The organism is Nocardia sp. BMG51109, from assembly GCF_000526215.1.
Classification (GTDB): Bacteria; Actinomycetota; Actinomycetes; order Mycobacteriales; family Mycobacteriaceae; genus Nocardia.
Genome location: NZ_JAFQ01000004.1, coordinates 365,831 through 380,881, shown reverse-complemented (window position 1 = coordinate 380,881; position 15,051 = coordinate 365,831). Strand labels below are relative to the sequence as shown.

Genomic DNA, 15,051 nt, shown 5'->3' with positions numbered 1-15,051 from the left:
ATACGCGTAGCTTTCCGCCGTCCGGGGACCGACCGGACTCGGGCTTACCGGACTCAGGCTTACCGGACTCACTGGACGCAGGCACCGAGCATCTCCTCCATGGATTCGTGCACCGCCGCGGACAGTACTCCGATATCGGCCATCGCATCGCGATCGGCGTTCAGACCGTAGAACACGCGCCCGTCGTAGGACGTGATCCCGATGCTCGAGGCCTGGTTGCGCAGCAGCGGCGACACCGGATACATCTCCAGCATCCGCGCGCCGCCGATGTACATCGGTTGTTGCGGGCCCGGCGCGTTGGTGATCATCAGATTGAATGCGTTCTCCGCGAACGTACTCGCCGCCCGCACGCTCATGGCGTGCAGGCTCGCCGGGGCGAATCCGGCCATGTGCACCAGGGTACGGGCGCGCACGCCGCGCCGGTGCCGGGCGTGCTCCTCGGTGGCGTGCGCGATATGCGACAGCCGCATCACCGGATTCGGCTCGCCCACCGGCAGGTCGATCAGGAACGAGGACACCTCGCCGACCGGTTTGAGCCGGTCCCCGTACGGGCTCTCGGCATAGACCGACATCGGCACCACCGCGCGCAGCGCCGCCGACTCGGTGAGCACCGTGCCGCGCGACTGCAGGAAGATGCGCAGCGCACCGGCCACCACGGCCAGCACCACGTCGTTGATGGAGCAGTCGAACCGCTTGCGGATCTCCCGGTAGTTGTCCAGATCGGTGCGCACCATGTCGAAACGGCGATTGCGTGAGGTGCGGGCGTTGAACGGGCTGTCGGTGCGGCCGGCGCCGCCCCGCACCGCCCGCTCCAACGCTCGGCCGGTGGCGCCGGCGAACGAGACGGCCTCCGCGCCCGCATGCCGCACGGCCTCGAGCGCCTCACCCGGCCGACCGGCCAGTTCCGCCAGCCGCACGGCCAGCAACTCCACGTCGTTCGGTTCGCGGGGAGCGATCCAGCAGTCGTCGGCGACCTCGCGCGGCGCCGGACCGGTATCCAGGATGACGTGCCCGATCTCCAGTGAGGTATTGCCGTCGACCAGGGATGAATGGGTCTTGGTGAAGATCGCGCGGCGGCCGCCGGACAGCCCCTCGATCAGATACATCTCCCACAGCGGCCGGGTGTGGTCGAGCGGGCGCGACGCCAGCCGGGCCACCAGATCGTGCAGCTGCGCGTCGGAGCCCGGCACGGGCAGGGCCGAGCGCCGCACGTGGTAGGTGATGTCGAAGTGGCTGTCCTCCACCCACACCGGCGGGCCCAGCGCCAGCGGGACCTCACGCACCTTGCGCCGGTAGCGCGGCACCAGCGGCAACCGGCGTTCGACCAGCGCCACCAGCCGGTCGTAGTCCAGCGGCGGCCGGCCGGAACCGTCGTCCGGATGCGGATCGCGCACGATGGCCAGGGAGCCGATGTGCATCGGATTGGTGCTCGACTCGAGCTGATAGAAGGACGCGTCCTGCGGCGTCAGTTTCGTGATCACGCTGCCGGTGCTCCTTCCGCTACCGCTCCATTGTGCGGTAACACAAACCGTTCGGTCCTGGTGAGCGGCTTCGTCGTGATACCGGGAAATCCTGCGCTCGCAGCGGCTTCCGTGGCATGCTGAGGCGATTCGTGTCAGGGGGAGTCGACTGCGAAGGGGGAGAGGATCTGTGGGCAGTCAACACCGGTCACTGTCATCCGCGCCGGGTTTCGAACCGCCGCTGGAGGGCGCCGGGAGTTCGGGAGAGGGGAGTTCCGGCGGTCCGCGGTCCGGTGGTCCGGCGAGCCGAGCCGCACTGCCCTGCCGTCACCACATGTCCGGACGCGGGGCCGCGGGTGGCGTCCCGGCCAGGGCGCAACGCCGCACACCGCACGACGGACGTTCTATATCGTACGCCCAGATCGGCGAAACGGATTCGGCAGCAATGCGATTCGCGGACCGATCGCTGAGACTGCTGCTGGAGGTGCTGGACGGCCGCCGCCCCGTCGCCCAACTGCGGCCGCTCGCCGAGCCGACGGTGGTCGCGGCCGTCGAGACGCTGGTGCGTACCGGCGGCGCCGAGCGGCGGCTGGGTCCGGCGGTGCCGGTGTCGGTGAAGGCGACCATGGTGGGGCCTCATGCCGCCGAGGTCTATGGCAGTTACGATCGCGGGAGCCGACGTTTCGCCGTCGCGGCCCGCATCGTCGTGCGCCGGGGTGATTGGCGGTTGGCGGCGCTGCGGTTGCGGTGATCCGGGCACCTACCATGGAGGCCGCATTACCATGGGCGTTGCCGCGATATTCCGGGATTCGATCCCGCCTGCGGGAGCCCGGAAAGAAGCACAGCAAGACCGACACCGACCAGAGGACTGACGAGACCCGTGCCTGCGCTGACACTGACGAGGTTGCTACGGATTGGTGAGGGTCGCATCGTCAAGCGGCTCGCGCGCCTGGCCGACGACGTGCTCGATCTGGAAGGCGAGTACGTCGACCTCAGCAACGGCCAACTGCGGGCGAAGACCGACGAGTTCCGGGAACGCTACGCCGACGGCGAGACGCTGGACGAGTTGCTGCTGGAGGCGTTCGCGGTGGCCCGCGAGGGTTCCTGGCGGGTGCTGAACCAGAAGCACTACAAGGTTCAGGTGATGGGCGGCGCCGCGCTGCACCTCGGCAACATCGCCGAGATGAAGACCGGTGAGGGCAAGACCCTGACCTCGGTGCTGGCGGCCTACCTCAACGCGATCAGCGGCGACGGCGTGCACATCGTCACCACCAACGACTACCTGGCCAAGCGCGACTCGGAGTGGATGGGCCGCGTGCACCGCTTCCTCGGCCTCGAGGTCGGGGTGATCCTGTCCGGCATGACCCCGGCCGAGCGCCGCACCGCCTACAACGCCGACATCACCTACGGCACCAACAACGAGTTCGGCTTCGACTACCTGCGCGACAATATGACCCACTCGCTGCAGGATCTGGTCCAGCGCGGGCACAACTTCGCCGTGGTCGACGAGGTCGACTCGATCCTGATCGACGAGGCCCGCACCCCGCTGATCATCTCCGGTCCCGCCGACGCCTCCTCGAAGTGGTACGCCGAGTTCGCGCGCATCGCGCCGCTGCTGAAGAAGGACGTGCACTACGAGGTCGACATCAAGAAGCGCACCGTCGGCGTGCACGAGCAGGGCGTCGAATTCGTCGAGGATCAGCTGGGCATCGACAACCTCTACGAGGCCGCCAACTCGCCGCTGGTCAGCTACCTGAACAACGCCATCAAGGCCAAGGAGCTGTACGTCCGCGACAAGGACTACATCGTCCGCAACGGCGAAGTGATCATCGTCGACGAGTTCACCGGCCGCATCCTGGTGGGCCGCCGCTACAACGAGGGCATGCACCAGGCCATCGAGGCCAAGGAGAAGGTGGAGATCCAGCCGGAGAACCAGACGCTGGCCACCATCACGCTGCAGAACTACTTCCGCCTCTACGACAAGCTTTCCGGCATGACGGGTACGGCCGAGACGGAGGCCGCCGAGCTGCACGAGATCTACAAGCTGGGCGTCGTGCCGATCCCGACCAACCGGCCGATGATCCGCGACGATCAGGCCGACCTGATCTACAAGACCGAGGAATCGAAGTTCGCCGCGGTCGCCGACGACATCGCCGAATGCCACCAGAACAATCAGCCGGTGCTGATCGGTACCACCTCGGTCGAGCGCTCGGAGTACCTGTCGAAGCTGCTCACCAAGCGCGGCATCCCGCACAACGTGCTGAACGCCAAGTACCACGAGAAGGAAGCCCAGATCATCGCCGAGGCGGGCCGCCCGGGTGCGGTGACGGTCGCGACCAATATGGCCGGCCGCGGTACCGACATCGTGCTGGGCGGTAACCCCGACATCATCGCCGATTCGCTGCTGCGCCAGCGGGGCCTGGATCCGGTCGAGACGCAGGACGAGTACGAGGCGCAGTGGCTGCCCACCCTGGAGCGGGTCAAGCAGCAGTCCGAGCAGGATGCGGAGACGGTGATCGACGCGGGCGGCCTGTACGTGCTGGGCACCGAGCGGCACGAGTCCCGCCGCATCGACAACCAGCTGCGTGGCCGCTCCGGTCGTCAGGGCGATCCGGGCCAGTCCCGCTTCTACCTGTCGCTGGGCGACGAGCTGATGCGGCGGTTCAACGGCGCGGCCCTGGAGTCGATCATGACCAGGCTGAGCCTGCCCGACGACGTGCCGATCGAGGCGAAGATGGTCTCCCGCGCCATCAAGAGCGCGCAGACCCAGGTCGAGCAGCAGAACTTCGAGATCCGCAAGAACGTTCTGAAGTACGACGAGGTGATGAACCAGCAGCGCACCGTCATCTACGCGGAGCGCCAGCGCATCCTGTCCGGTGAGGACATGGAGGGCCAGGTCGAGAACATGATCACCGACGTGATCACGGCCTACGTCAACGCCGCCACCTCCGAGGGTTACGTCGAGGACTGGGATCTCGACAAGCTGTGGACGGCGCTGAAGACGCTGTACTCGATCAACCTGGATTACAAGGACCTGACGGGCGAGAACGGCTCCGGCGAGATCGGCGACCTGAGCCGCGAGGAGCTGCTCGACGCCATCCTCGACGACGCCTACCACGCCTACCAGCGCCGCGAGAAGGAGATCGACGACCTGGCCGGCGAGGGCAGCATGCGCAACCTGGAGCGTCAGGTGCTGCTGTCGGTGCTGGACCGCAAGTGGCGCGAACACCTCTACGAGATGGACTACCTCAAGGAGGGCATCGGCCTGCGCGCCATGGCCCAGCGCGACCCGCTGGTCGAGTACCAGCGCGAGGGCTTCGACATGTTCGCCGGAATGCTGGAGGGCCTGAAGGAGGAGTCGGTCGGCTTCCTGTTCAACCTCCAGGTCGAGGTGCAGCAGCCGCAGCCGCAGGGCGTCGGGGTGGCCCCGGGCCTGCAGTCCCCGGTCGGCGCCGGTGCTCCCGCCCAGCCCGTCGAGGAGGCCCCCGCCAACGGCACCGCCGCCCCGGCTCCCTTGCGCGCCAAGGGAATCGACCAGCGCGACGTCAGCGGCCTGACCTACTCGGGCCCCGACGAGGGCGGCGAGGTGGCCCGCCACAGCGACCGCGAGGAGTACGGCGACCAGGCCGAAGGCATGACCCGCCGCGAGCGCCGCGAGGCCGCCCGCGCCGAATCCAAGCACGGCGGCGCCAAGCCCCCGAAGTCCAAGCGCCGCAGGTAATTCCGGTCATCGAAGCGCCCGTCCGCACAGTGTGAGGACGGGCGCTTTCGCTGTGTTCGGGTGCCTTTGTGGAGTGGTCGCCGACGTGCGATGTGGTGATGGCCGGGTGGCGTCGGCTTACTGGTCTTCGGTGAGGTCGGCGTAGGCGGGGAAATACTGGCGGAGAGCGAAGTTGGGCAGGATGTACTGGGGGAACATGCGGGAGGTGTTGCCCTCGTGGATGATGTGCAGTACCAAGCCCTCGGTGTCTGCCGCGTATGCCGAGCGAAAACCTTCGGCCACGGCCTGCTCGAAGAATTTCACGTCCTCGCCGTGGCTTACTTCCGGGAACTGTACCTGCGTGGCCACCTGTCTGCGCCACATGCTGGCGAAACCGTAACCGTTGACGAAATTGGGCCGGCCCCATCCTTCGGTGGATACGGTGCGCACCTCCGGATCCCAGGGGGACAGGACGTAATGTGTCGGCCACAGCACGTCCTGTTGCCAGTAGCAGAATCTATTGTGTTTCGGGCTGTAGGCGAACCAGCCGCTCAGGGTGAGGATGTCGTTGTCGCCGAGTAATTCCAGCATCTTCTCGACGTAGTTCGGCGCGTAGTAATCATCGTCGTCGAATCTCATCATGACCTCCCCGCGAGCCATCTTCGTCAAGACGTTGAGTTTGGCGCCGATCGACAGCCTTTTCTCCGGCCGGTGAAAGTAGAGCACGCCGTGCTCCAGGTACTGGCTTTCCGCGAGGAATTCAGCGGGTTCGGGGCTGTCGTCGAGGATCAGCAATTGCAGGAAGTCGCTGTGTGTTTGAGCGCAGAAGTGCCCCACCATCGCCCGCAGCTCTTCATGGCGTTGATAGGTCGGGCAGATAACACTGACGCTCGTCACCTGGTGAGGGTATAAAGCCGGTCGATACGCTGCAAGCGATCTCGACGTCAGGCCGAGTCGCGCATTGTATTTCGACGTGCCGTACCGGCGGCCGACCGGGTTGCTACAGCAGTTTCAGAGCGCCAGTATGGCACCGCCCGGCCCACACCTCCCCACCTTCACCCCTGAGTACAGGCTTGGTGCGGGCGTGAGGTCAGCGAGCACTGGCCGGCCTTCGACAGTCTGGCCTCAGTCCTGTGGAGCGACGCGGATACGGTTCCCGTCGGGGTCGGCGACGACGAATGTGCGACCGAAGACTTCGTCCCGTGGCTCGTGCACGACCTCTACGCCCTTGGCCTTCCACTGCTGAAACTTCTCGTCCACCTCGCTCGGACCGCCGGGCAGGGCGAGACATACCTCGCTCGTTCGCGGTGTCGCCGGCGTCAGGCCGTCGAGCTGTCCGCTCCACAGCGCCAGGTCGGCACCCGGGCCCAGGTCGAAGGCGATGTAGCCGGGGGTCTCGAAGCTCGGCTTCGTCCCCAGCAGGTCGCCGTAGAAACGCGCAGAGACGGGAGCGTCGTTCACGTAGACGATGAACACGATGGACGCTGTCATGACTTGGTCCTCCAGGGATCGGTTGATGGTGCAGGACCACTGTGCTCGACATACCCGACGAATACCGTCGTGATTTCTGAGATTCTTGCATCGTGACGCCCGATCGCTTCTTCGCCCTGCTCATGGCCCTGCAGACCCAGGAATCGGTGACCACCGATCGCCTTGCCGAGCAACTCGGAGTCTCGGTACGCACCGTCCTGCGCGATCTGAACTGGTTGCGTGACGCAGGCTTCCCGCTGGTGGTTCAGCGGGGACGGCGGGGCGGCGTCACGCTGTTGCCCGGAGGATCGCTCGACACCTCGCGACTGACGCCGGAGGAGCGCGACCACCTCGCCCTCTCCGGACTGGACGCAGCACAACGTCATGAACTCGGCGTGAGTCGGGAAAGCGAGCGCATTCAGCAGAAGGTACGAACACGTTCGCGCAGGTCCGCCGAAAACCTGTTACCACTCAGCGCGGTGGTCATACCCGACAACAGTCCTTGGTCTGCGTCCGTGTCTCCGGGAGCCGCGCCCGCTGCGATGGTGCACGACCTACGCCGCGGGGTTCGGCTCCGCATCAACTATCGGCGCTCGACCGAGGAGCGGTCCCGATGGCGTGTCGTAGATCCCTACGGCCTGCTCGCAAAAGCGGGTACGTGGTACCTGGTCGCCGACCGAGCGGGACGCCCCGGCCTCTACCGACTGGACCGCCTCACCCAGTGGCAGCCGCTGCGCACAGCCCGACGACTCCGTCCGGGAACCGATCTCGCCGATGTCGCAGCAGCCTTGGTCCAGCAGTGGACACAAACGTACGACCTGAAGATCCACGCCGAAATCGTTATCGCGCAACTCGATCGCGCGAAACGCATCCTCGGCCATCAACTCACAATCCGCCCCGACCACGTCGGCAACCCGGCACAGCGGGTGCCCATCACGGTCTCCCTGCGCAGCATCGAGGACGTGCGAGTGCTTCTCCAGTTCGGCAACACGATCACCGTTACGGCGCCGGACGAAGCGCGGCAGCACATTATTCGCCTGGCACAGGAAGTGGCCGACCACTACTCGTAGCGCCACTGGTGTCTTGTCCGCAGCAACCGGCGCGGTTTGTGGCGCGGTGTCCTGACCACGTGGTGTGGCCCAAGGCTTTTCAGCATCACCGAGCGTCCCAGGGGCGCAGCGACATTCAGCCTGTCGGTTCGGACGGAATGTCCGGCACGGGCCGCAAACGGCGCTCGGAACAACCTTGTGGGTCATCGAACCTGTTGGCGCACGACTATTTTCGCTCGCGACAACCCCTTCGCCGCCGTATCGTCGGCACGACGGCGACCACCTTTCCTTGCCGAATATGCGGATCGTCGGCAACCGATGACCGCCGGCGGCCGCCGGGCAATGGATCCAGCGTGCTCTGCGATGAATGCGTGGAGCGGGTCCGCGCCGACGGTCCGTGGCAGGTCCGCCGTCCCCTCGCCGCGGCGGCCCGCCGTGGGGCGCTCATCGCCAGGCATCCGGAGCTGACAACGGTCAACGACACACCGGCGGTGGTCCAGTTGCGTGGACGGGCCGACGATCGTCTGGTCGAGATCCGGTTGCGGATCAAGCTTCGTCGGTACTCCGACGAGCGGTACATCTTTCATGTCGAGTACCCGCCGTCGGCACCCGTGCTCACGGCTGCCGGATCGGCACTGCCGGGCACTCTGCCCGGACTGCTGTGGTGGGATTCACCGACACTCACCCGTACCGAGGTGCGTTGGCTGCGAGTGGCTTTCCGGCATCTCGGCAAGCTCGACACGATGACCGCCCTGGAACATCTGGTCGCGGTGGCACGCTCGCACGATGCCGGCCAACCGTCGGGGCGCGGTGGTTGACCCTGACGCAGGGTCAACCCCGCAGCATGGTCGGCATGACTACGCAACCAGATGTGCGGCGGCACCTCACGGTTCACCACGACGGTGTCACGATCCCGGTGTCTCGTGGTGGCCGGGGACGACCGCTGGTCCTGGTCCCCGGACTGCTGTCGACACAGGCCGATCTGCACGAGCTGAGCGCTCTGCTGCGGCGCGACCACGACGTGGTGACCTTCGACCTGCGGGGTCACGGGCTCAGCTCGGCTGCCGACCGGTACTCCTTCGAGGCCTTCCTCGGCGATTTCATCGCCGTGATGGCGGAACTCGACCTGCCCTCGGCGCCCGTGCTCGCGGGCCACTCGCTGGGCGCGGACCTGATCGTGCACTACGCCGCCGAGCATCCCGGCACCGTCGCCGCGCTCGTTCTGATCGACGGGGCGAACCCGGTGCCCGAACCGTTCATCACGGAAGTAGACCTGCCGGAATTCCGTGCCATGGCGGAGCAGGCGACGCAGCACGAGGTCGAGCAGGCCACGGGCACTGCACGTCGGGTATTGCTCACGGCACAGGAGATCCTCGACCTGAATCTCGAGGTGGATGGGGTGCGGTCCGGAATTCTCGACCGTTACCGGACGATCGATCGTCCGATCAGCATGATCATGTCGACCGCGATGGCCGGTGACAGCGGCGACGCGCGCACATCGTGGCGCAACCGGAACTGGCGCGCCGGCGTCGAGCGACTCGTCCGCGAGCGGCCGGATATCGCCACCTTTCGGCTCGACGCCGATCACGGCCTGGTCTTCACTCACGCCCCGGACATCGCCCAGATCATCCGGAATGCACCGGGGCCGGTCGGCCGAGTCACGTAGTGAGCAGGCCCGCGGGAGACTGGTCGGATGCTGACCATCGGCGAGCTTGCGTCCTATGCCGGAGTGACGGTGCGCGCGGTACGGCACTATCACGCCAAGGGGCTGCTGCCGGAGCCGGAGCGCGACCACTCCGGCTATCGCAGATACGACGCGGGAGCCGCGATCGAATTGATCAAGATCCGGACCCTCGCCGAGGCAGGGGTCCCGCTGGCCCGCGTCCAGGAACTGCTGGAGGCCGACGAGGACGAGTTCGCGGCGGCGGTCGCGGACATCGACATGCGGCTGCTGGCCGAGATCCGGGAGCGGCAACGCCACCGCGAGCGGATCGCCCGCCTCGCCGCGGGGGACAACCTGGCGCTGCCACCCGAGGTAGTCGAATTTCTCGACCGGCTGCGGGCGCTCGGTGTGGACGAGCGGATCGTCCGGGTCGAACGCGACGGCTGGGTCCTGCTGGCCGCGCACTCACCCGAGCGAGTCCCGGAGTGGATGGCGCGTAAGCGGGAGCAGATCTCCGGCCGGCCACTCGTCGACTTCTATCTCACCCTGAGCCAGGCGCTCGACCGGACCGACGACGACCCGGAACTGGTCGACCTGGCCGACACGATGGCCGACTACATCACACGGATGGCCGACGAGCGGGGAGAGGACTACATCGACGATGTCGATATCGAGCCGCCGCTGGCCGAACTGCTGGACACGCTGGCGTTCGACACCGCCCCGCCGGCCCGCCGACTGATCGAACTGCTGACGAAGCGAGGCTGGACCGGCTGGACCAAGCTCGAACGCAGGCCATGACATCGAAGTCGTTCCCCACCAAAGCCTTTCGCGACCAGGCATGGCATCGAGCCTTCGCTCTGCATTCGATTCCGAACCCGTTGATCATTGCGACCGGAGCAACTCAGGGCGCGCCAACTCGCTCCACAGCACCGCACGACGACCGTTGTGGTGCCGGCCGCAGCGGACGCTGATCCGTTCCACGGTCTCGCTGATCAGCCGCTCGGCCTCGGCAACCAGATGAGCGTTCTCGGGGGAGTCGTGCACCTCGATGACCAGCCGCGCAGGTGACACGGGCCGCAAACGAAGTGTTATTCGGGTCGGCGGCAATGGTTGTCGGGCCTCGACGGCCCCGACAAGTGCGGCGGTCAGTTCGTGCGCGGCCAGTTCGGCGTCGGTCAGCACATCGGTCCACAGCCATTTGTGCAAGGTGTTGCGTACGAACCAGACTGCCACCGGAACGGCGGTGCCCTGGGCCGAGAGATCGATACTGTCTGGTCCCGCGACCCGCTGCGTGGTCGGCGGCGGCAACCCGCGCGCACTGCCGACCCGCGTCGCTATATGGGTGGCGGTCCTCGTGAGTTCGCTTGCTATGAAATACTTTTCACCATCACTGAGAGACCCGGTGGCGGCATCCAGAGCCGTACAGTCGCAGGTACTGAGGCTGCGGATCTCGCCGAGCAGTCGCCCGGCCTCCGATGCCGGGTCGAGCATCATCGCTGTCCCCTGTCCGGTGTGCCCCCAGGTCCCGCAGGCGAGAAGTCGGGAACCCGCCGCTTACGAGTGGCAAGATCGAAAGCCAAATCGCCATAGGCGACGGACAATTCGGCCAACCGCTGCCAAGCACAATGCAGATCCCAGTCGGAGGCACTGCGAATCAGCGCGGCATACGCGACAACCGAGTACTGTGCCAGCCGGTCCACCACCATGCCGACCGTCTCCGTATGCAAGCTGGCGGCATCGTGCGGAATCGGCATCGAGGCCGCAACGTACTGGTCGGTAACGTGTACCAATCGTACCCGCTCACAGTCTATTTCGCGTACAAGACCGGGATCGTCGGAGATCCGAGCCTCATGCAGACGGGCCAACTCGCACGCCGTCTGCAGAATCAGATGGGGCGCAGCCACATTCCCCGCACAAGCTTCCATGATCAGGTCTTTCGACGGCAGGGATGTCTCACTCATCGCCCCACCACATCGCCCCGAACTGCGGTACTGGTCAGTCCTGTTCGGCCGGTGGATCGAAACGTCAACGGCCACAGGGCATAACCAATAGCTTCGAGTGCCGACAACCCGATCGCCGGTGACAACGCTTCTACCCTCGCTGGCAGCCTCCGCGATCTGCATCGCCGCGACGGCTTGCTCAGTGGACAGTGTGCGCCCAGGTAGATGTGACACGACCCACCTCGCGCATCCCACCGATCTCGCCCGATGTGGCGTCCGATCGCTGATCATGAGAACCCCGCCCACCACCTGCACCGCCATCGCAACCTGCTTCCCGCCCGTGTGGATCGAGCCGAAGTGAACTGTGATGTCGAACACACATACTATAGAGTGGTCAACATGACCTTCGCAAGGGATGTCTGCACTCTGGGGTGATGGGATCTAACAGCCGAGTCAGCGCTAATCTGGTCCGCAGTTTCCGGGCCTGGAGAGGAATGGGTATGGCGCCGCTTTCACCGACCGTTGCACGGTGGGAACTGACATCGCGCATACGCATGTATACGGCGGAACATGACCTGACCGGCGCGGATGTTGCCAAGCACCTTGGGTTTTCGCCCACTTACTGGTCGAAAATAGACAAAGATCGCAAGGTTTTGTCTGAGGACAAGCTTCGTCGTCTGCTCGATCTTCTCGACCTGAGCAAGGAAGATCGGGAAGATCTGCTCAGGCTGCGTGCGGCGGCCAACGGCCGCGGGTGGTGGGCCCAGTATTCGAACCTGTTCGGTCCCGAGCATCAAAGGTTGTGGGGCTTGGAGTACGGCGCTTCGGAGATCATCTCGTTCGAGAGCCTGTTGATCCCGGGGCTGCTGCAATCTGAGCAATACGCGAAGGCGCTGATCGATCAGGACGACGTCTTCATCCCGAAGAAGGAGGTCGCGAAGCGTGTCGAGGCGCGGCTTCTCCGTCAGCGACGGCTGACCGGGGATGATCCACTCCGACTGAACGTCATCTTCAGCGAGGCTGCGTTGTTCCAGCAGGTCGGTGGTCCGGATGTCCTTCGCATCCAACTCGAGCACCTCGCTGCTCTGATCCGTCGGCACGCCGACACGCTGGATGTCCGGGTGATGCCGTTCACCGCTCGTCGTGGGTACCTACTCGGGGGTGCGGCATTCCACGTCCTTGAGTTCGATCGCCCCTTCCTGCCGCCTCTCGGTTGGCATGAATCGGCCGTCGTGTCGGGAGTGATCGAGAACCCGGACCAGGTCCGCGACCTGATGGTTACATTCGAGGCCGCGCAACGCAGTTCGTTGTCCCAGGACGATACGCTGGCACTGATCGAAGAAACTGCAGCCAGATAGGGATCGACACGATGAACATCGTCGGTGTAGCCGGCCGCGGCGGCTGGTTCAAGTCCTCGTTCAGTAAAGACTCCAACAGTTGCGTCGAGGTCCGACTCACCGACAGCCTGGTCTATGTGCGCGACAGCAAGTACAGGGGTCTGCCGGAAGACCAGCCGATCATCACGGTTGCCTCCGCTGCCTGGCCCACCGTGCTGGATCTGGCCCTCGCCAAATCCTCCGGCACGGTGAACGACGACTTGACCATCGCGCTGCACCCGGCTGGCAGTGCAACGCTGACCGACGGCCGCGGCGTGCAGTTGGTCTACAACGCCGACGAGTGGGACGCCTTCACCAAGGGCGTCGCCGACGGCCAGTTCGATCGTCGCTGACCGTTTTTCGACACGATCGACTGATCCGGCGACGGCAACGACTGCGATTCGGCTGATCCATTGTCGCTGGACCTCAATGAAGGTGCGGCGGCCGCGAAGCGGCTGCGGGGCCAGGCGATGCTGGAGGTGAGCTGGCCGCTGGTGGCGCCTCAATGAAGGAGCAGTCGCGAAAGCGGCTGCGGGCCATGGTCATGGTGGTGCCGTGCCGAGGAAATGTGGCTGGCCTCAATGAAGGTGCGGCCGCGAAAGCGGCTGCGGGTGTGACTCATCGGGTATCTGACCCCGATCTGGCAGCCGGAGCCTCGATGAAGGTGCAAGTGCGAACGCGGCCGCGGAGTGGGCGGACGTGTGGAACGAAGCCGTGTGGGACGGACCTCAATGAAGATGCAGCCGCGAAGGCGGCTGTTGGCCGCATCATGACCGACGAAGGCGGCGCCGACCGCAGCGTGCCTCAATGAAAGAGCAGCCGCGAAAGGCAGCTGCGGGGCGACTGCTCGGCATCCCGCCCGGATTGCCGCTCTGGCCTATATGAAGGTGCAGCCGCGTAAACGGCTGCGGGCAGAAGAACCGGCATATCGAACTGTTTACGGAAGACGAGCCTCAACGAAGGTGCAGCCGCGAAAGCGGCTGCGGGCTGGGCCAGTCGTCGGCCGGGAATGGACCGGCATGCCTCAATGAAGGTGCAGCTGCTGATAGCGGCTGCGGCAAGAACCAAATGTTGCCAAGCCCCGAGCGTGTCCCAGCCTCGATGAAGGGCGGCGGCGAAAGCGGCCGCGTAGCGCAGCGGCCCCGGGCTTGTGCAGCTGGACCTGCATGCCGCCTCAATGAAAGTGCAGCCGCAAATGCGGCTGCAGGCCCTGCACAAATTCGCTGCAGGCGACGGCTACGCGCCTCAATGAAGGTGCAGCTGCGGAAGCGGCTGCGGGACGGTAGCACTCGCCACCACGAATTCGGATTCCCAGCCTCAATGAAGGTGCGGCCGCGAAGGACGCTGTGGGGATGCGCAGAAACTCGTCCTTGAGAAGCCAGTGTTTGCCTCGATGAAGGTGTATCCGCGAGAGCGGCTGCGGGGCGGGACTTGCGAATGATCCGTGTCGGCCCCTGCTCGCCGCGTCAATGAAGAAGCAGCCGCATAAGCGGCTGCGGGCGCTCACAATCCTTCCGGGACATGCCTAGCTCGAGCAGCGGGCCTCAGTGAACGTGCGCCGCGGAAGCGGGCTGCGGGGCCGGGACGCTCCCACGTCCCCGATGAGGTATGCGCGGCCTCAATGAAGGTGCAGCCGCGAAAGTGGCTGCGGGTCGTGCGAACCAACCGCGTGCAGGGATTCATCCTGTTCACGCCTCAATGAAGGGCAGCTGCCGGAAGCGGCTGCGTACGCTGAACTTGATGGCGCGGATCCGCCGGTTGTCCTCCAGGCCTGAATGAAGAACAGCCACCGGAAGCGGCTGCGGCACACCGCAATGTGTATAACCGTTTCGGCGCGGCGAGCCGCACGTCGTACAGGCCTCAATGAAGGAGCAGCCGCGAAAGCGGCTGCAGCCCACGCTCGCTTGAGTCGGGGGCAGCAACATACTCGGTGAGGCCTCAATGAAGGGCAGCTGCGGGCGAACGACTCGACCCGTGGAACGCCCCAATGTGGCGGCCTCAATGAAGAGCCACCGGAAAGTGGCTGCGAGATCAAGACGACCCCCTGCCCGCTCGCATAAGTGAAGCCTCAATTAAGGCGCAGCCGCGAAAGCGGCTGCGGCGGAGATCCGCCACGCCGATTGCAGCACCGGGTGCACGTGCCTCAATGAAGGTGCAGCCGTGTAAGAAGCTGCGAGTCAGCGGATGGATGTACTGATCGTCGACCTCGAGGCGCAGCCCTAATGAAGGTGCGGCCGCGAAAGCGGCTGCGGGAGGGGCGGAAATCTGGCCCATGTGACCTGCGTGTTCCGGGGCTTGCGCGAGCGCTCCGGTTTCATGATCGGAAATCGTTGCCTCTAGTGTGATCTGTAACGGCCGATAGGCTCTGAGTTGTTTGTTTATCCCGCTAGCCT

13 protein-coding genes are annotated in these 15,051 nt (G+C 65.5%); 8 read left to right on the top strand and 5 right to left on the bottom strand.

What is annotated here, in order from left to right; translation table 11 throughout:
- Positions 1–68 precede the first annotated feature (68 nt).
- Positions 69–1,481: a wax ester/triacylglycerol synthase family O-acyltransferase gene (locus D892_RS0103130; RefSeq protein ID WP_024799852.1), complete on the bottom strand. Its 1,413-nt coding sequence runs from the start codon at positions 1,479–1,481 to the stop codon at positions 69–71.
- A gap of 424 nt (positions 1,482–1,905) precedes the next feature.
- On the opposite strand from D892_RS0103130, the gene D892_RS0103125 reads away from it, so the two are divergent.
- Together D892_RS0103125 and secA are read left to right on the top strand one after the other, a co-directional pair.
- Positions 1,906–2,211, top strand: coding sequence for an Rv3235 family protein (locus D892_RS0103125; RefSeq protein ID WP_024799851.1), 306 nt, complete (start codon positions 1,906–1,908; stop codon positions 2,209–2,211).
- 129 nt (positions 2,212–2,340) lie between these two features.
- On the top strand, positions 2,341–5,181 hold the full coding sequence (gene secA / locus D892_RS0103120; protein WP_024799850.1) for a preprotein translocase subunit SecA: 2,841 nt from the start codon (positions 2,341–2,343) through the stop codon (positions 5,179–5,181).
- A gap of 117 nt (positions 5,182–5,298) precedes the next feature.
- Here secA and D892_RS0103115 read toward each other — a convergent pair whose 3' ends face one another.
- A complete protein-coding gene (locus tag D892_RS0103115) occupies positions 5,299–6,057 on the bottom strand; it encodes a glycosyltransferase family 2 protein (protein WP_024799849.1) in 759 nt (252 codons plus the stop codon).
- 228 nt (positions 6,058–6,285) lie between these two features.
- A complete protein-coding gene (locus D892_RS0103110; protein WP_024799848.1) occupies positions 6,286–6,651 on the bottom strand; it encodes a VOC family protein in 366 nt (121 codons plus the stop codon).
- A 92-nt stretch (positions 6,652–6,743) separates the two neighbouring features.
- On the opposite strand from D892_RS0103110, the gene D892_RS0103105 reads away from it, so the two are divergent.
- The 4 genes from D892_RS0103105 to D892_RS40250 all read left to right on the top strand — a co-directional run bounded on the left by D892_RS0103105 (position 6,744) and on the right by D892_RS40250 (position 10,140).
- Positions 6,744–7,700, top strand: a complete 957-nt coding sequence (locus D892_RS0103105; RefSeq protein WP_024799847.1) for a YafY family protein — start codon at positions 6,744–6,746, stop codon at positions 7,698–7,700.
- Between the two features lie 332 nt (positions 7,701–8,032).
- Positions 8,033–8,497 (top strand): hypothetical protein, encoded by a 465-nt coding sequence (locus D892_RS0103100; RefSeq protein ID WP_024799846.1) that lies wholly within the window; start codon positions 8,033–8,035, stop codon positions 8,495–8,497.
- Between the two features lie 35 nt (positions 8,498–8,532).
- Positions 8,533–9,345: an alpha/beta hydrolase gene (locus D892_RS0103095; RefSeq protein WP_198036819.1), complete on the top strand. Its 813-nt coding sequence runs from the start codon at positions 8,533–8,535 to the stop codon at positions 9,343–9,345.
- A gap of 27 nt (positions 9,346–9,372) precedes the next feature.
- Positions 9,373–10,140 (top strand): MerR family transcriptional regulator, encoded by a 768-nt coding sequence (locus D892_RS40250; RefSeq protein WP_036566675.1) that lies wholly within the window; start codon positions 9,373–9,375, stop codon positions 10,138–10,140.
- 84 nt (positions 10,141–10,224) lie between these two features.
- Here D892_RS40250 and D892_RS47555 read toward each other — a convergent pair whose 3' ends face one another.
- Positions 10,225–10,836, bottom strand: a complete 612-nt coding sequence (locus D892_RS47555) for a hypothetical protein (protein WP_024799844.1) — start codon at positions 10,834–10,836, stop codon at positions 10,225–10,227.
- On the bottom strand, positions 10,833–11,303 hold the full coding sequence (locus D892_RS47550) for a DUF4254 domain-containing protein (protein ID WP_024799843.1): 471 nt from the start codon (positions 11,301–11,303) through the stop codon (positions 10,833–10,835). Before D892_RS47550 ends, D892_RS47555 begins: the two co-directional genes overlap by 4 nt.
- Positions 11,304–11,782: 479 nt before the next feature.
- Between D892_RS47550 and D892_RS0103075 the strand changes: the two genes are divergently transcribed.
- Together D892_RS0103075 and D892_RS0103070 are read left to right on the top strand one after the other, a co-directional pair.
- Entirely contained in the window at positions 11,783–12,640 is an 858-nt protein-coding gene (locus tag D892_RS0103075) for a DUF5753 domain-containing protein (protein WP_024799842.1), read from the top strand.
- An 11-nt stretch (positions 12,641–12,651) separates the two neighbouring features.
- Positions 12,652–13,011 (top strand): DUF397 domain-containing protein, encoded by a 360-nt coding sequence (locus tag D892_RS0103070; RefSeq protein WP_024799841.1) that lies wholly within the window; start codon positions 12,652–12,654, stop codon positions 13,009–13,011.
- Positions 13,012–15,051: the final 2,040 nt, after the last annotated feature.